The 16767-nt window shown below is 74.9% G+C and carries 14 protein-coding genes; 10 read left to right on the forward strand and 4 right to left on the reverse strand.

Going from position 1 to position 16767, the window contains the following annotated elements; translation table 11 throughout:
- Positions 1-377: 377 nt before the first annotated feature.
- From AB0J55_RS18490 to AB0J55_RS18505, 4 genes are read left to right on the forward strand one after another with little or no spacing between them, the layout of a single operon-like run.
- The gene (locus tag AB0J55_RS18490; protein WP_364249323.1) at positions 378-1046 is read left to right on the forward strand and encodes a hypothetical protein; all 669 of its coding nucleotides are present in this window, start codon (positions 378-380) and stop codon (positions 1044-1046) included.
- Between the two features lie 14 nt (positions 1047-1060).
- Complete coding sequence (locus tag AB0J55_RS18495; protein ID WP_364249325.1) at positions 1061-2761, forward strand: fatty acyl-AMP ligase; 1701 nt, start codon at positions 1061-1063, stop codon at positions 2759-2761.
- Positions 2758-7026 (forward strand): beta-ketoacyl synthase N-terminal-like domain-containing protein, encoded by a 4269-nt coding sequence (locus AB0J55_RS18500; RefSeq protein WP_364249327.1) that lies wholly within the window; start codon positions 2758-2760, stop codon positions 7024-7026. Before AB0J55_RS18495 ends, AB0J55_RS18500 begins: the two co-directional genes overlap by 4 nt.
- Positions 7017-8627 (forward strand): MFS transporter, encoded by a 1611-nt coding sequence (locus AB0J55_RS18505; protein WP_364249329.1) that lies wholly within the window; start codon positions 7017-7019, stop codon positions 8625-8627. The genes AB0J55_RS18500 and AB0J55_RS18505 overlap by 10 nt, the downstream gene beginning before the upstream one ends.
- Positions 8628-8831: 204 nt before the next feature.
- Here the strand turns inward: AB0J55_RS18505 and AB0J55_RS18510 are convergent, their stop codons facing one another.
- Both AB0J55_RS18510 and AB0J55_RS18515 read right to left on the reverse strand, forming a co-directional pair.
- Entirely contained in the window at positions 8832-9674 is an 843-nt protein-coding gene (locus AB0J55_RS18510; protein ID WP_364249331.1) for a cryptochrome/photolyase family protein, read from the reverse strand.
- 10 nt (positions 9675-9684) lie between these two features.
- On the reverse strand, positions 9685-10143 hold the full coding sequence (locus AB0J55_RS18515) for a MarR family winged helix-turn-helix transcriptional regulator (RefSeq protein WP_364249333.1): 459 nt from the start codon (positions 10141-10143) through the stop codon (positions 9685-9687).
- Positions 10144-10197: 54 nt separating this feature from the next.
- Here AB0J55_RS18515 and AB0J55_RS18520 point away from each other — a divergent pair, with 54 nt between their 5' ends.
- Both AB0J55_RS18520 and AB0J55_RS18525 read left to right on the forward strand, forming a co-directional pair.
- Entirely contained in the window at positions 10198-10638 is a 441-nt protein-coding gene (locus AB0J55_RS18520; RefSeq protein ID WP_364249335.1) for a nitroreductase family deazaflavin-dependent oxidoreductase, read from the forward strand.
- The gene (locus tag AB0J55_RS18525; RefSeq protein ID WP_364249337.1) at positions 10635-11834 is read left to right on the forward strand and encodes an FAD-dependent oxidoreductase; all 1200 of its coding nucleotides are present in this window, start codon (positions 10635-10637) and stop codon (positions 11832-11834) included. Before AB0J55_RS18520 ends, AB0J55_RS18525 begins: the two co-directional genes overlap by 4 nt.
- Here the strand turns inward: AB0J55_RS18525 and AB0J55_RS18530 are convergent.
- Positions 11804-12265, reverse strand: a complete 462-nt coding sequence (locus AB0J55_RS18530) for an SRPBCC family protein (protein ID WP_364249339.1) — start codon at positions 12263-12265, stop codon at positions 11804-11806. The two genes, AB0J55_RS18525 and AB0J55_RS18530, sit on opposite strands and share 31 nt — an antisense overlap.
- A gap of 88 nt (positions 12266-12353) precedes the next feature.
- Between AB0J55_RS18530 and AB0J55_RS18535 the strand changes: the two genes are divergently transcribed.
- Complete coding sequence (locus tag AB0J55_RS18535; protein ID WP_364249341.1) at positions 12354-12788, forward strand: DUF4383 domain-containing protein; 435 nt, start codon at positions 12354-12356, stop codon at positions 12786-12788.
- On the opposite strand, the gene AB0J55_RS18540 is transcribed toward AB0J55_RS18535, so the two are convergent.
- A complete protein-coding gene (locus tag AB0J55_RS18540) occupies positions 12739-13968 on the reverse strand; it encodes a glycosyltransferase 87 family protein (RefSeq protein WP_364249343.1) in 1230 nt (409 codons plus the stop codon). The two genes, AB0J55_RS18535 and AB0J55_RS18540, sit on opposite strands and share 50 nt — an antisense overlap.
- Positions 13969-14072: 104 nt before the next feature.
- Between AB0J55_RS18540 and AB0J55_RS18545 the strand changes: the two genes are divergently transcribed.
- Genes AB0J55_RS18545 through AB0J55_RS18555 form a run of 3 tightly spaced genes read left to right on the forward strand, consistent with a single transcriptional unit; the run spans position 14073 to position 16682 of the window.
- A complete protein-coding gene (locus tag AB0J55_RS18545; RefSeq protein WP_103354194.1) occupies positions 14073-14297 on the forward strand; it encodes a hypothetical protein in 225 nt (74 codons plus the stop codon).
- A gap of 55 nt (positions 14298-14352) precedes the next feature.
- On the forward strand, positions 14353-15486 hold the full coding sequence (locus AB0J55_RS18550) for an acyltransferase (RefSeq protein WP_364249345.1): 1134 nt from the start codon (positions 14353-14355) through the stop codon (positions 15484-15486).
- A 14-nt stretch (positions 15487-15500) separates the two neighbouring features.
- Positions 15501-16682 (forward strand): cysteine desulfurase-like protein, encoded by a 1182-nt coding sequence (locus tag AB0J55_RS18555; RefSeq protein ID WP_364249347.1) that lies wholly within the window; start codon positions 15501-15503, stop codon positions 16680-16682.
- Positions 16683-16767: the final 85 nt, after the last annotated feature.

Consider the following 16767-nt stretch of genomic DNA (forward strand, 5'->3'; position numbering starts at 1 on the left):
TTTCCCGTTCACGAAATTCCCGAAGAAGTGCGGTCAAGCTAGCCGGACGACGTTTGAGAGCGCAATTGTCCTGTCCACGATGCGGGCGGACAATGTGAAGCGCAGGAAAACAAACTCCCCCGCCAGGGTGAGCCGCCGGTCGCGGAGCGTGGCCGATCTCGGACGCCCGTGCCACATCGCCGCACCGAACTCGTCGCCAACCTGCGATTCTGCAGTTCACCCCCCGTGCTCGAAGATGTTTACGCGGTCTTGAGGTGCTTCCGGTAACCGATTACCTGCCAGTAGCCTTCCCCGTGCCGCCGGGCTCGCGTGTCCCGGTGAAGGGTTCCAGCGCCGGGACCGCACCTCCCCCGAGAATGCTCCCGGAAGGGTTCTCCATGCCTGCCCGAATTCGCCCGACCCCGGTTCGCGCCGCCGCCCTCCTGATCGCCGCGGCCGCCGTCGCCACCATTTCCCCCGCCGAACCGGCCACCGGCGCGCCGCCGGCACCGGTGCCCGGACCACCCGCGGTCCCGCCCGCCGCCCTGCTGCCCGCCGAGGCGATCCCCGGACCGCCCGCAGCCCGCGACGTGTTCGACGTCGCACTGTCCACTTCGGACCGGCCGGACCGAGACGACGGGTGCGCCGACGTCGTCCACGGAAGGCTCCTCCGCACCGGCACCGGACAGGGCTTCCAGACGACGGTGCCCGGTGGCCGGCTGTCCGAGCTGGTCGCCCGCACCCCGCACCCGCCCGATCTCACCGCCTGGACCGCGCAGGCACGCCGCTGCGGCCGGGTCACCGTCGACGACCAGGACCTGCCGGCGGTCTCGACCACGACCGTCGCGGCCGCACCCGCCGTCCCCGGCGCCCAAACGCTGTCCTACCAGCAGGTCCTGACCCTGCCCGGCCAGCCGGCCGACGTGCCCGGCCTGCGCCTGCGCACGGTCGCCGTCGCCGCCGGCGACGTGCTGGTCCTGCTCCGCGACGCCGGGACCACCGGCCTCGACCTCGACACCCTGGCCGTCGCCGCGTGGCAGCACGCGGCCCCGCGGCTCGGCCGCTAGCAAGGAGAAACCCGATGTCCCACGCCATCCCGGCCGGCGGCACCCTGACCGCCTGCCTGCGCCACTGGGCGGCGACCACCCCCGACGCCCCCGCCCTGACCTTCGCCGACTTCGCCACCGACCCCGCCGGACGGCGGCGCACCCTCAGCTGGCGGCAGCTGGCCGAGCGCGTCGACGCCGCCGCGGCCGCGTTGCCCGTGTCGCCGGGCGACCGCGTCGCCGTGCTTGCGCCGCAGGGTCCGGACTACGTCGTCGGCTTCCTGGCCGCGATCGCCGCGGGTGCCATCGCGGTGCCGCTGTTCGACCCGGGCCTGCCCGGCCACGCGGGACGCCTCGCGGCGGTCCTCGCCGACTGCGAACCCGCCGCCGCCGTCACGAACACCGCCGCGCAGCCGGCGGTCGAGCGGTTCCTCGGCGGCGACACCCCCGTGGTCGCGGCCGACCGCCCCGGCCCGGCCCGGTCGTGGCCCGCCCCGCAGGCGGCTCCGGACGACGTCGCTTACCTGCAGTACACCTCCGGCTCGACCCGCAGCCCGGCCGGGGTGGTGCTGACCCACGCGAACGTGCTCGCCAACGTCGCCCAGGCGGTGCAGGGCCTCGGCCTCGACCCCACGGCCGCCACCACGGTGTCGTGGCTGCCGCTGTTCCACGACATGGGCTTGGTCCTCGGCTTGATCACGCCGCTCGCGCTGGGGTTGCGCTCGGTGCTGATGGATCCGCTGGCCTTCATCGAACGGCCGGTCCGCTGGCTGGAACTGCTCGGCGACCACGCCGGCAGCTGGAGCGCGGCCCCGAACTTCGCCTTCCACTACTGCGCGAGCCGGATCCGCGACGACGACCGTGCCCGGCTGCGGCTCGGCCGCGTCGCCGCGATCGTCAACGGCGCCGAGCCGATCAACCCGGACGTCCTCGACCGGTTCCACACCGCCTTCGCCGCCGCCGGGTACCGGCCGGAGATGACCCGCCCGGCGTACGGCCTGGCCGAGGCGACCGTCTTCGTCACCACCGGCCCGGCCGCGGTCCCGCGCGTGACGACGTTCGATCGCGACGCCCTCGCCACCGGCACCGCGCGGCCGGCCGCCGACGGCGTCCGGCTGGTCGCCTGCGGCGCCCCGGCGGGCCAGCTCGTCGCCCTCGTCGACCCGGGAACCGCCGTCGCGCTCCCGGACGGCTCGGTCGGCGAAATCTGGGTGCACGGGCCCAACGTCGGCGAAGGGTACTGGCAGAAACCCTTGGAAAGCACGGAAACCTTCGGCGCGCGGCTGGCTGATGGCCGCCCGGAAGGGCCGTGGCTGCGGACCGGCGACCTGGGTGTCCGGTACGGCGGCGAGCTCTACATCGCGGGCCGGATCAAGGACCTGATCATCGTCGACGGGCGCAACCACTACCCCCAGGACGTCGAGGCGACCGCCGCGTCGGCCGACCGCGCCATCCGCCCCGGCAGCGTCGCCGCCTTCGCCGTCGAGGGCGCCGACACCGAAGCCGTCGTCGTGGTCGCCGAGCACCGCACCCACGCGGACCTGGCCGAACCGGCGGAGCGCGCGCTCGCCGCCGCGATCCGGCGGCTGGTCTCCGACGCCCACGGCCTCGCGCTGCGGGACGTGCTGCTCGTCCCGCCCGGGCGGGTCCCGCGCACCTCCAGCGGCAAGATCGCGCGCGCCGCCTGCCGCGACCGCTACCTCGCCGGCGACTACGGAAAGGCACTGGCGCGATGAGCGACCCGACGACCGACACCCTGTGCCGCTGGCTCCTGGACACCGTCGCCGAGCACACCGGCCTCCGGCCCGAGCCGCACCACCCGCTCGGCGACTACGGCCTGTCCTCCCGCCAGGCCGTCGGGATCGCCGCGGACCTCGAGGAGCGGCTCGGCCGGCGGCTGCCCGCGACGCTGCTCTGGGAAAGCCCGACCATCGACCACCTCGTCCGCAGCCTGACCGGCACCGAAGAGCCGGACGTCCCGCGGAGCACGGACCGCCGCCGGACCGATCCCGTCGCGGTGGTCGGCGTCGGCTGCCGGTTCCCGGGCGCGGACGGGCCCGGCGAGTTCTGGGAACTCGTGCGCGGCGGGCGGGACGCCGTCGGGACCGCGCCGCCGGGACGGTGGGACGCCGACGTGGCGCCGGTGCTGGGTGGCTTCCTCGACGACGTCGCCGGCTTCGACGCCGGGCACTTCGGCATCACCCCGCGCGAAGCGGCGACGATGGACCCGCAGCAGCGGATGCTCCTGGAGGTCGCCTGGGCGGCGCTGGAAGACGCCGGGATCGCGCCCACGTCCCTACGCGGGAGCCGGACCGGGGTGTTCACCGGGATCGCCACCCACGACTACGGCCACCTGACGATGACCGGCGGCGAACCGGACCTGTGGACGGCGACGGGCGCGGCGGGCAGCATCGCGGCGAACCGGCTGTCGTACGTCTACGACCTGCGCGGCCCGAGCATGGCGGTGGACACGGCGTGCTCGTCCTCGCTGGTGGCGGTGCACCACGCGGTGCGCGCGCTGCGCGACGGCGACGCGGACCTGGCCCTGGCGGCGGGCGTCAACCTGATGCTGCTGCCGGGCCCGACGGCGGCCTTCGCGGCGGCCGGGCTGCTCGCGGGCGACGGCCGCTGCAAGACGTTCTCGGCGGCCGCCGACGGCATCGCGCGCGCCGAGGGCTGCGGCGTCGTGGTCCTCAAGCGGCTGGCGGACGCCGAATACGACGGCGACCGGGTGCTCGCGGTGATCCGGGCGTCGGCGGTCAACTCCGACGGCCGCTCGAACGGCCTGGCGGCCCCGAACCCCGTGGCCCAGCAGGCGATGCTGCGCGAGGCGTACCGCGGACTCGACCCGTCCACTGTGGACTACGTGGAGGCGCACGGCACCGGAACGCTGCTGGGCGACCCGATCGAGGCCCGCGCGCTCGGCGCGGTGCTGGGCGCGGGCCGCGGGCCGGGCGCACCGCTGCTGATCGGCTCGGTGAAGACGAACATCGCGCACGCGGAGGCCGCGGCGGGCATCGCCGGGCTGATCAAGGTGGTCCTGGCGATGAAGCACGGTTGCCTGCCCCCGCAGCTGCACTTCACCGCCCCGAACCCGCACATCTCGTTCGACGAGCTGCGGTTGAAGGTGGTCACGGAGGCGACGCCGTGGCCGCGGCACGCCGGCCGGGCGATCGCCGGCGTGTCGGCCTTCGGGTTCGGCGGGACGAACGCGCACGTGGTCCTCGAGGAACCGGCGACCGGGACGCCCTGCCGGGACGCGGGCGAGGTGGAGTACGGCCGCCGGGCGCCCGGTGAGCACCGGCGGTCATCCGGCGCCCGGACCGCAAAGACGGCGGGCGGCGAACCTCGCGCGAACGGCACCGGCCGCGAAGCGGCGACACTGCCGGACGCCGGAGTCCGGATCACCGTCCTGTCCGCCCGCACCCGCGACCGGCTCGCCGAACGGGCCGCGCAGCTGGCCGCCTGGGTCGACTCCCCCACCGGCCGGTGCAGCCCGCTCGCCGACGTCGCCCACACCCTCCACCGGCGCGACAACGGCGATCCGCACCGCGCCGCCCTCGTCGCCGCCGGGCACAGTGAGCTCGCCGAACTGCTGCGGGCCGTCGCCGCCGGCCGTGATCCGCTGCCCGCCGGGGCCGTCACCGGCACCGCCGTGGCCGGGGAAGGGCCCGTGTTCGTCTTCTCCGGGCACGGTTCGCAATGGCCCGGGATGGGCCGCCGCCTCCTCGCCGCCGAACCCGCGTTCGCCGCGCAGGTCGACAAGCTCGGGGATCCCTTCACCGAACACACCGGACGCTCCCTGCGCGCCCTGCTCACCGGCGGCCCCCACGACCTCGCCGAGACCCAGCTCGCCATCTTCGGGATGCAGGTCGCGCTCGCCACGCGGTGGGAGGCGTTCGGCGTCCGGCCCGCCGCCGTCCTCGGGCACTCGCTCGGGTCCGCGGCCGCCGCCGTCGTGTCCGGGGCACTGACCGCCGACGAGGCCGTCCACCTGGTCGCCACCCGGGCCCGGCTGCTCGGCACCCTCGGGGACGGCGGCGCGATGGCCGCCGTCGAGCTGAGCCCCGGCGACCTCGCCCGCCACCCGGGTGTCCAGCTCGCCGTCGACTCCGCGCCGGGACAGCTGACCGTCGCCGGGGAGGCGGCCGTCCTGGACGGGCTCGTCGCGGAGCTCACCGCCGCCGGGCGGAGCGCGCGGCGGCTGCCGGTCGGCGTCGCCGGGCATTCGGCCGGGGTCGAGCCCGTCCTCGGTGCCCTGCGGGACGCGCTCGCCGAGCTCGGCGGGCGCCGGCCGCTGGTGCCCTGGTACGACACCGTCCTGACCGATCCGCGCGAGCTGCCGGACTTCGACGCCGGGTACTGGGCCGCCCACCTGCGCCGCCCGGTGCGGTTCCGGCAGGCCGTCACCGCCGCGGCCGCGGACGGGCACCGCGTGTTCGCCGAGGTGTCCCCGCACCCGATCCTGCGGGGCTCGCTCAGCCGGACGCTCGAAGCCGCCGGGATCGCCGACGCCGTCGTGACCGGCACCGTGCGCCGCGGCCAGGACGAGGTCCACGCGTTCGGCGCGGCCGCGGCGACGCTGTACTGCGCCGGCACCCGGATCACCCTCGCCGGGCCGGACGACGGCGCGCGGCTCGCCGACGTCCCGCCGATGCCCTGGCGCCACGAACGGCACTGGTACACCGAAACCGGGCCACGCCCCGAACAGCCCCGGCCCGCCACGACGCCGGCTCCTGCCGCGGGGGCCGGCCGGCTCACCGAGATCGTCGCCGCCATCATGGGGCTCTCCCCCGACCGCCTCGACCCCGCCACCCCGCTGGTCGACCTCGGGCTGGACTCCCTGATGGCGAACCGGATCCGCGAAGCCGTCCGCCGGGAACTGGGCACCGAGCCCGACACCGCCGCCGTCCTGCGCGGGGCCACCCTCGCCGACCTCAACCGCGACCTCGCGCCCCGCGGCCGGGCCTGGGACGCCGCCGACCGGCTCGTCCTGCGGCTGTGGCGCGAGCACACCGGTGCCGAAGCGGCCGGCCCGCACGTCCGGCTGGCCGGCTCGGAGCACCTGGCCCGGCTGCTCGCCGACGGGCTCACCGCCGAGCTCGGCACCCCGATCGACCCGGCCGAGCTGCTGGCGCACGACTCCCTCGCCGCCATCGCCGACGTGGCACGGGCGGTCCTCGACACGCGCGAAGAACGCGGGCCCGTGCACGTGCTCAAGGCGGGTGACGCCGGGACCGCGCCCCTGCTGCTGTTCCACCCCGGCGGCAGCACCTGCACCGTCTACCGGCCCCTGCTGGACCGGCTGCCCGCCGGGGTGCCCTGCGTCGGCTTCGAACGGGTGCCGGGGGCGAGCATCGAGGAGCGCGTCGACCGGCTGCTGCCCCTGGTCCGGGCGCGCCGGCCGCACGGGCCCTACCGGCTCGCCGGCTGGTCGTTCGGCGGCGCCCTCGCCTACGGCGTCGCCGCGCGGCTCGCGGACGAAGGCGAACCGGTCGAGCTCGTCGCGCTGATCGACACGATGCTGCCGCTGCCGGAACCGGACCTCGACCCGCGCGCGTCGTCGGCCCGGCGGTTCCTGCGTTTCACCGGCTACGTCGAAGGCACCTACGGCCGGACCGTCCGGCTCGGCCACGACGAACTCGCGCTCCTGCCCGAAGAAGAGCAGATCGAGCTCACCATGCGCCGGGTCGCCGAGGCCGGGCTGCTGAGCCCGGGCGTGCTGCGCCACCAGCAGCAGTCCTTCGAGGACACGCTGGCGGCCGAACGCGGGACACCGCGGCCCTACGCCGGGCGGGTGGTGCTCTACCGGGCGACCGAGCCGTACGCGGCCGGGCTCGCGATGGAACCGCGGTACTCCCGCACCGACCTCGCGGCCGGCTGGGCGGACCTGTGCCCGCGGCTGGAGATCGTGCCGGTGCCCGCGCACCACCTGTCGGTGGTCGACCCGCCGCACGTCGACGTCGTCGCGCGGCACCTGGCGGGGCTGCTGTGGCCGTGACCGGGATCCGGGCGTGGCCGCTGCTGGCCGTACTCGGCGCCGGGCTGCTCCTGGTCGCGGTGGACGCCACCGTGCTGCACGTCGCACTGCCCGACGTCGTCCGGCAGCTGCGGCCCGGCGCGGCCGCCCAGGTGTGGATCGTGGCGATCTACCCGCTCACCGCGGCGCCGCTGCTGCTTCCGTCGGGCACGCTCGGCGACCGCTTCGGGCGGCGCCGGGTGCTCGTCACCGGCTACGCGGTGTTCGGGCTGGCGTCGCTGGCCTGTGCGCTCGCGCCGAACGTGCCGGCCCTGCTCGCCGGCCGGGCCGCCCTCGGCGTCGGCGGTGCCCTGATCATGCCGGTGACGATGTCGCTGCTGCGCGAAGTGTTTCCCGACCGGCAGCGGCGGCGCACGGCGATCGCGGTGTGCAGCGGCATCGCCGGGGCCGGTTCGGTGTTCGGTCCGGTGCTCGGCGGGCTCCTCGTCGAGACGTGGGGCTGGCGGGCGACGTTCCTGGTCAACCCGCCGGTGATCCTCGCCGCGGTGGCGGCGGCGCTGCGGTGGCTGCCGCGCACGCCACCGCAGCGCGGGCCGTGGGACGCCCTCAGCGCCGGGCTCGCCGCGGGCGGCGTGCTCGGGATCGCCTTCGCCGTCGGGCCGTCGGGGGGCGGCTCGGCGGCGGGCCTGGCCGGCGGCGTTCTCCTCGTCCTGTTCGTGCGCCGCCAGCGGCGGTCGGCGACGCCGCTGCTGGATCTGGCGCTGTTCCGGCGGCCGGGCGTACCGGGCGCGATCGGCGGGGTCCTGCTGGTGATGAGCACGCTCGTCGGGCTCGGCCTGCTGCTCGCGCAGTACCTGCAGGTGGTGCTCGGCCTCTCCCCGACGGCCGCGGCGGCGCGGCTGCTGCTCGTGCTGGGGGCGTCGGCGGTGGGCAGCGTCGTCGCCCCGGCCCTGCTGGGGCGGTTCGGCAACGCGGGAGTCCGCGCAGCGGGGTTCGCGCTCGCCGCGGTCTCCCTCGCCCTTCCTGCGGCGGGCGCATTGACGTCACCGTGGTGGCTCGGGGTGGCCCTGGTGGGGTCGGGTTTCGGCATGGCGCTCGCGCTGACGTCGAGCACGGACACGCTGCTGTCGGCCGCGCCCGCCGACCGCGCGGGTGGCGCGGCCGCGGTCGAGAAAACCGGCTACGAGCTGGGCGCGGGCCTCGGCACGACGGCGTTCGGCTCGCTGGCCGCGGCCGTCTACGCGGCGCACCTGGTGGTGCCGCCCGGCGTCCCGGACGCGGCGGAGCAGCTGGCGGCGGCCGGCCCGGCCCAGGCGGAGGCGGCCTCGCAAGGCCTGGCGCAGGCCACTGAGCTCCTCGCGGCGGCGCGGGCGGCCTGCATGGTGAGTGTGCAGGCCGCTGCGGCCGTCGCTGCCGGGTTGTTCCTGGCTGCCGCGTTGATATCGATCGTCCGCGGACGTATAGGCCGTTATACGATCAGAAGTGCTCGCGGGCGGCTTCCCGGGCGACGACCTCGGCCCGGTCCGCGAGCCGTTCCAGGCCGCGCAGTGGTTGACGCATCCGGTGGTTGCCCCGCAGCCGTTCGGCGTTCCGGTCCAGGAACGCCCAGTAGCCCGCCGTGAACGGGCACGCGTCCGGGCCGGTCCGTTTCTTCGGGTCGAACACGCAGCCCGGGCAGTGATCGCTCATCCGGTCGATGTAGGCGCCCCCGGCCGCGTACGGCTTGGTGGCCACCATCCCGCCGTCCGCGTACTGGCTCATGCCGATCACGTTCGCCGGCATCACCCAGGGGAACCCGTCGACGAACGCGGTGGCGAACCAGCGGGTCAGCGCGGCCGGGTCGTAGCCGCGCTGGAGCCCGTGGTTGCCGAGCACCATGAGGCGTTCGATGTGGTGGGCGTAGCCGCGGTCGCGGACCCCGGCCAATGCGGTGCGCAGGCACGCCGCCTCGACCGCGTCGGCGTCCAGCGTCCGCGGCGCAGCGCCCGCTTCGCCTCGTCGTGCCCGACGGCGAACCGGCGCGGGCCGTCCACACCGACCGGGTGAATCTCCCCCGCGCGTCCGGCCGCGTCGAGTTCGGCGCGGACCCGGTGGTCGATCTCGTTCTCCCGCGGGTGCCACGGTGCCGGGACGTCGAGCCGGACGGTCTTCGGCGGCGGCCGGCGGTTGTCGTGGTCGTAGTTCCAGTGCCCGCCTTCGGGTTCGCCGTCGGCTTCGAGCAGCACGCCGAACTTCCGGCGCTGGTCGCGGTAGAAGTCCTCCATGACGAACCGCGTGCGCCCGGCGGCCCAGGCCGCGAAGTCCTCTTTGGACAAGATGAACCCGGGCGTGGGCAGGATTTCCGTGACGACGCCTTCGTCGCGTAGCCGCCGGACGAAGGCGTCGGCCGCGTGCGACGCCGGCTCGTGCACGACCACCGGCCGCCCGAAGCGGCGGAGGCCGGTGCGGTAGTCCGGGGCGTCGATCAGGGTGACGCGGTCGCCGAGGTCGGCCGCGAGCCGGTACAGCGCGGCCTGGACCAGGTGCAGCTTCTGGCGGTGGAACGGTTTCGCGCCGAACGCCGCGGCCGAGCGGATCAGCAGCACGGCACGATCACGGTGGCCGGGCGTGCTGTGGAAGTGCGGCCCGAGCTGGTCGGCGAACAGCCACAGCGCGGGCTCGTCTCGCATGCGCGGAACGCTAACCCGCTTCCGGCGGCTCCGCAGCGTACGCCCGGAGGATCTCCGTGGTGTCGCCGAGGAACTGCGCCACCACCTCCGCCTGCCCCGGCGGCAAGCCGTCCGTCAACCGGGTGATGGCGTCGACGAGCGGGGCCAGCGCGGCCCGGACCTCGACGCGCGCCGCTTCGCTCACGACGAGGGTGACCCGCCGGCCGTCGCGGGGGTGCGGGTCGCGGCGGACGTGGCCGGCGGCCTCCAGGCGGTCGACCAGGACGGTGGCCGACGCCGACCGGATCTTCAGCGCGTGCGCGAGGTCGACGGTGCCCATCGGCGTGCCGGTGGCCAGGTGCTGCAGGGCCTGCACGTCGGTCGCCCCGAGGCCCAGGCGCCGGGCCAGCGCGACCTGGACGTCGTGGGCGAGCGCGAGCAGCTCCCGCAGGGCGAGGTTCACCCGGAGCGCGACGGGACGGTCTTCCACCGGGGCATTCTAAGGTAGCTAGACAAACTAGCTAGTTTTGCTACCGTGGAGCGCGTGGACGTCCGAGCGATGAACGCCGAAATGACCGCGAAACTGATCGACGCACCCGCCGAAGCACCACCCGAAGGTGGGTATGCGCTGCGGGTCGTCGAGACCCGGGGCCGCCGGAGCGGCGAACCGCGGCGCGTGCCGCTGGCCGTCGTCGCCCACGACGGCGGCCAGTACCTCGTCTCCCCGGTCCGCGACCGCGACTGGGTGGAGAACCTCCTGGCCGCGCCGGAGTGCACGCTGCTGTCCGGCGGCCGCCGCGAGGACCGCCGTGCCGAACCGGCCGGCGGAGCGGAGGCGGCCGCGGTGGTCGCCGCCTACCTGGCCGCGATGTCGGTCCCGTGGGCGATCCGGGCGTTCCCGGTCCCCCAGGACGCCACGGTCGAACAGATCCTCGGGCACCTGCCGGGCATGGCCGTGTTCCGCCTGTCCACTGTGGACTCGTGAGCGTCGCGATCGCGGGCGGCGGGCCCGGCGGCCTGCTGCTCGGCTACCTGCTCGCCCGCGCCGGGATCGAGGTCACGGTGCTCGAAGCCCGGTCGGACTTCGACCGCGACTTCCGCGGCGACTCCCTGCACCCCTACACCCTCGAACTGCTCGACCGGCTCGGCCTGGCCACCGGCCTGCTGCGGCTCGACCACTTCAAGGCGCGCTCGTTCCGGTTCCACACCCCGGACGGCGTCTACCGCGCCGCCGACTACGACCGGCTCCGCACACCGTTCGCCTACATCGCCCTGATGCCCCAGGTGCGGTTCCTCGACTTCCTCGCCGAGCGGGCGAGCGCCCTGCCGGCGTTCACCCTGCGCACCAACGCCAAGGTCACCGGGCTGCTCGAAGCCGGCGACGGCACGGTCACCGGCGTCCGGTACCGCGGCGGAGAACTCACCACGTCCGTCGTCGTCGGGGCCGACGGCCGGTTCTCCACCGTCCGCCGGCTCGCCGGGCTCGAAGCCCGGTCCCTCGGCGCCACCACCGACCTGCTCTGGTTCCGGCTGCCCCGCTCCCCCGGCGACCCGCCCGACGCCGACCTCGACCTCTACTTCGGGCGCGACGCCTACGTGGGTGTCCTCGGCGGCGTCCGCGACTGGCAGGTGGGGTACAGCCTCGAAAAGGGCTCCTACCCGGCGTTGCGCGAGCGCGGGGTCGAGCCGATCCGGGCGTTCGTGCGCGAGCGCGTGCCGTGGCTGGCCGACCGGGCGCACCTGCTGGCGGACTTCTCGCAGACGACGCTGCTGTCGGTGGACATCTCCCGCGTGGACCGCTGGCACCGGCCCGGCCTGCTGCTGCTCGGCGACGCCGCGCACGTCATCTCGCCGGTCGGCGGCAACGGCATCCTGATGGCGGTCCAGGACGCCGTCGCCGCGGCCAACCGGCTGATCCCCGCCTTCCGCCGCGGCGGCGTCACCCCGGCTGACCTCGCCGGGGTCCAGGCCGACCGGATCCGGGCGATCGAGCGGGTGCAGGCCGACCAGGTGCGGGTGGAGCGGCGGGCGGCCGCCGCCCGGGCCCGCGGCCGCGGCACCGCGCCCCCGAAGCTGCTCAAGTACCTGTTCGCCGTGCCCGCCGTGCGCACCCGCGGGGCGCGCGCCAACGCCTACGGGCCGTTCCCTCCTCAGCTCGACGAGTCCTTCTTGTCGTCGTAGGAGCTCCAGCCGCCGTGGCCTTCGGCCGCCTCGACGTCGGCGTCGGCGGAGGCGGCGTGGGTCATCGCGGCGATCGTGCGCTCGAGGCCCTGCTGGACCTCGTCGCCGTCGGCCTCGCGGACGCTGTGCAGCGTGACGGTGATTTCCGAGGTCGCCGGGCCGTCTTCGCGGATGCGCAGTTCGCCGTGGTAGTCGTCGGGGCCCTCGGCGCCCCACTTCAGCGACCGGGTGCCCGGGTCGGTGTGCAGCCACGCTTCGCTGGCGACGCGGTTGCCGTGCACCTCGGCCTCGACGTGGACGCTGTCCCCGCCCTGCGGCTCGGCGACCTTCATTTCCGGGAAGTAGCGCGGCAGGTTCTCGGGGTGGCTCAGGAAAGCGAACAGCTCATCGGCGGGGATGTCGGCGGTCGCGGTGTGGCGGTACTCGGTCATCGTCTCACTCCTGCTCAGCAGTCGGCGTTCGTGCCGGATACCCCTGATGTGGTGCATTAAAAGGAGCCGCGCGGGGAACCCCGAAAGCATGACGGCCACCGAACCCGAGGCCCGGGTGCCACGGCGGGGCCCCGCCCCCGTCCAGGGCATGGGCATGCTGATCGGCCTGCTGTTCCTCGTGCTCGCCGCGCTGGAGCTGATGACGGGCGCGGCCGCCGGCGGTGGTCCGCGCCTGCTGTTCGGCGGGCTGGCCGTGTCCGGGCCGTGGACGCTGGTGCACCTGCTGACCGGCGCCGCCGCGGTGTTCTGCACCCGCTCGCCGCGCTGGGCCGCCCGGTTCCTGGTGGCCGCCGGCGCCTGCTACGCCGTGGCCGGGCTCGCGGGCCTGCTCCCGCTGCCGGACGCCATCACCGACGCGCTGCCGCTGAACACCGCGGGGATCTGCCTGGACCTGGCCCTCGGGACCGCCATGCTCATCTTCGGTGGGGGCTGGCTCCGGCGCGGGCCGGCACCGCGCCGCTGAAGACGTCGTCCCGTGGCGTGAACCGCACGAGCAGCGCCGCGACCAGCACCGCGAGTCCGAAAAGGACATAGCCGTTGCCGGTGAGCTGCTGGGCGAAGGTCCAGTGCCGTTCCACCTCGCCCCCGCGCGGCCACCACCACTGCGGCCCGGCGGCGAACAGCACCGCCCCTGCCCCGGCCAGTGCCGCCGGTCCCCGCCGGCGGGTCCGGCGGGCCAGTTCCGCCCAGCCGAGCAGGACGACCACCGCCCACACCCAGTGGTGGGTCCAGGAGATCGGCGAGACCAGCAGCCCGCCGAGGGCGTTGAGGCCGAGCGCGACGGTCCTCTCCCCCGCGGCCAGCGCGCGGCGCATCCCCCAAGCCGTCAGCACGAGCACCACCGCCACCAGCGGCAGCCACCACGCCGTCCGCGCCTGCGGCGGCACCCCGGCCCGGGCGAGCAGGCCCAGCAGCGACTGGTCGCCGGCGTAGGTCGGCTCGCCGACGCGGCCGGTGTCCCACAGCGCACCGGTCCAGTACCGCACCGAATCCGCGCCGGCGAGCAGGAAGCCCAGCGCCGTCGCGGCCAGGAACGTCACGGCGGCGGTGGCCGCGGCCCGGGTGTCCCGGCGCAGCAGGAAGTACAGCAGGAACACCGCCGGGGTCAGCTTCACCGCGGCGGCGAGGCCGATCAGCAGGCCGCGCGGCCACCGCGGGGTGTCGACCAGGACGTCCAGCACGACCAGCGCCAGCAGCAGCAGGTCGATCTGGCCGGCGTAGAACGTGCGCAGCACCGGCTCCAGGACCTCGGCGGCCAGCAGGAGAACTCCGACGCGCCGCCAGTCGCACCGCGCCCCGAACGCCCGCAGCACCGTCACCAGGACCAGGGCCAGCAACCCCAGCGTGAGCAGGGTGAGCGCGAGGCACGCCGCCCAGTACGGAAGCAGGGACAGGGGCGAGAGCACGATCGCCGCGAACGGCGGGTAGGTGAACAGCAGCGACTGGCCGTCGCCGGTGGGCGGCAGCGTGCCGTACAGCGCCTGGCCGTGCAGCAGGGCCGCCGAGCCCAGCCGGTAGACGTCCAGGTCGACCCGGTAGGCCGGGAACCGCCACCGGCCGCCGTTGTACGACACGAGCAACGCCACCAGCACGAGCAGCTGCGCCCCGAGCAGCACGTACTTGTTCCCCAGTTTGCCCCGCACCCCTGCTCCCCCTCCGGTCACTCCCCGCATTCTGTCGGGTCCCGCTCGCGGCACCATCCGGGAAACCCCCGAAATGTGCTTGCCGCCCGTGTCACCCTGGGCGCATGGGAACTCCGGACGGCTTCGCCTACCGCGACGAGCGCGGCACGGTGACCATCACCCACCACGGCCGTCCCGCCGGCACGCTGCGCGGGGCCGCCGCCGCCCGGTTCCTGGCCGCGGTGGCGCGCGGCGACGACCAGCAGCTGCTCATGGCCCGCGTGACCGGAAACTACAAGCACGGCAACGAACGCCGGGCGCGGGAGCACCCGCGCAACCGCGGACGCTGAGTTTCGCCGCCGTTCGGGGCAGCGGGCACAACCGGATGGGCTAGCATCCCGTTCCGTGCCGACCTCGTCAAAAATTCACGCCAACCCCAACACCGGCTTCGCGTGGCTGAGGATGATCGGCGCGATCACGGTGATCGTCGACCACAGCATGCCGCTGTTGCACCCGCAGCGGCTGACGGTCTTCCCCGCGGCCTGGCACATGTCGCCGGGGTACATCGCGCTGATGGGCTTCTTCGCGATGAGCGGCTACCAGATCCAGGACAGCTGGGCGCGCGACCCGTCGTGGTGGCGGTTCGCCGCGCGGCGGCTGCTGCGGATCATGCCGCCGCTGGTCGTGGTGCTGCTGGTGACGGTGTTCGTGATCGGCCCGCTGGTGACGACGTGGCCGGCGCACGCCTACTGGACGCACATCCAGACCTGGCGCTACCTGGTCGGCACGACCGTGCTGTTCTACATGCAGCACGACCTGCCCGGCGTGTTCGCGGCGAACCCGTACCCGTTCTCGGTGAACGGCGCGCTCTGGACGCTGCCGATGGAGCTGCTCGGCTACGGGCTGGTCCTGGTGGCCGGGGTGATCGTGCTGATCGGGGTGCCGCGCTGGTTCCTGGTCCTCGTCCTGGGCGGCATGGTCTACACCGACAGCGTGCTGCGGGCGACGTTCGAGTACCACGGCGCGGGCGGGTCGCTGCTGGTCGTGCCGATCGGGTCGACGGTGTCGTTCCTCGTGCCGTTCGTGATCGGCGTGGTGCTGCACGCCTACCGCGACCGGATCCCGCTCAAGCCGTGGGTGGCGCTGGTGCTGTTCGGGGCGTACCTCGGGCTGAGCCAGACGCCGGCGAGCCGGTACGCGCTGGCGCTCAGCGCGGCGTACGGCGCGATCACCCTGGCCACGCACTGGCCGCGGAGGCTGGAGGCGGCCGCCCCGTACGTCTACGGCAGCTACGGCACCTACATCTGGGGCTTCCCGATCCAGCAGCTGCTCATCCTCGCTGGCGTGCGGCAGGTGTGGCTGCTGATCCTGCTCGCGGTGCCGGCCGCCTACGTCGTCGGCCAGCTGTCCTGGAATTACATCGAAAAGCCGACCCAGCGGCTGCGCCGGCACCTGCGGCCGCCCGCGCCGGTCCGGCGGCCGGTGGCGGCGCCGCCGCAGCTGCCCGTCACCGCGGCCGCTCCGCTGCGGAGATCCTGAGGCATGCTGGCGCGGTGACCTACGACGTGTGGAAGATCCGCGACCACTTCCCCGCCCTCGACGCCGCGCACTTCGACGGCCCCGGCGGCTCCCAGGTCCCCGACGTCGTCGGGGCGGCGGTGGCCGGCACGCTGTGCGCGGCGATCGCCAACCGCGGTGTCGTCACGGCGGCCGAGCGCCGGGCGAGCGCGGTGGTCGCCGAGGCCCGCCAGGCGGTCGCCGACCTGCTCGCCGCCGACCCGGCCGGCGTGGTCTTCGGCCGCAGCATGACCCAGCTGACGTACGACCTCTCCCGCACGCTGGCCCGGAACTGGGGCCCGGACGACGAAGTCGTGGTCACCCGCCTCGACCACGACGCGAACATCCGGCCCTGGGTGCAGACCGGGGCGAAGGTGCGCTGGGCGGGCTTCGACCCGGCGACCGGCGAACTCGACCCGATCGGCCCGCTGCTGTCGGAGCGGACGCGGCTGGTCGCGGTGACCGCGGCGTCGAACCTCCTGGGCACGCGCCCGGACATCCCGGCGATCGCGGCGGAGGTCCACGACGCGGGCGCGCTGCTGTACGTCGACGGCGTCCACCTGACCCCGCACGCGTCGGTGTCGGCCGGGGAGCTGGGGGCGGATTTCTACGCGTGCTCGCCGTACAAGTTCCTCGGGCCGCACCTCGGCGTGCTCGCGGCGGCGCCGGCGTTGCTGGAGACACTGCACCCGGACAAGCTGCTGCCGTCGACCGACGCGGTCCCGGAGCGGTTCGAGCTGGGCACGTTGCCGTACGAGCTGCTGGCGGGCACGACCGCGGCGATCGACTTCCTCGCGGGGCTGGTGCCGGGGACGGGGTCCCGGCGCGCCCGGCTGGAGGCGTCGATGGCGGGGTTGGAGGCGCACGAAGACGCGTTGCTGGCGCGCCTCGACGGTGGTCTGGCTTCGCTGCCGGGCGTGACGCGGTACGGGGCGCCGGAGCGGCGCCGGACGCCGACGGTGTTGTTCTCGGTGGACGGGGTGCCGTCGCAGGCGGTGTACGAGCACCTCGGTGCGGTGGGGGTGAATGCGCCGGCGGGAAGTTTCTACGCGATCGAGTGTTCGCGGCATCTGGGGCTGGGCGACACGGGGGCGGTGCGGGCGGGAATCGCGCCGTACACCACGGAGGAGGACGTGGACAGGCTGCTGGCCGGGGTGGAGTCGCTGCCCCGCGGCTGAGCGGTCGTGAGGGGCAAGGCGGTCAGACTCGCCTTACCCCTCACGAGCCGGCTGCGGCAGGACCGGGTGGCGAGCCGGGCATCCC

Source organism: Amycolatopsis sp. NPDC049688 (assembly GCF_040674975.1).
Classification (GTDB): domain Bacteria; phylum Actinomycetota; class Actinomycetes; order Mycobacteriales; family Pseudonocardiaceae; genus Amycolatopsis.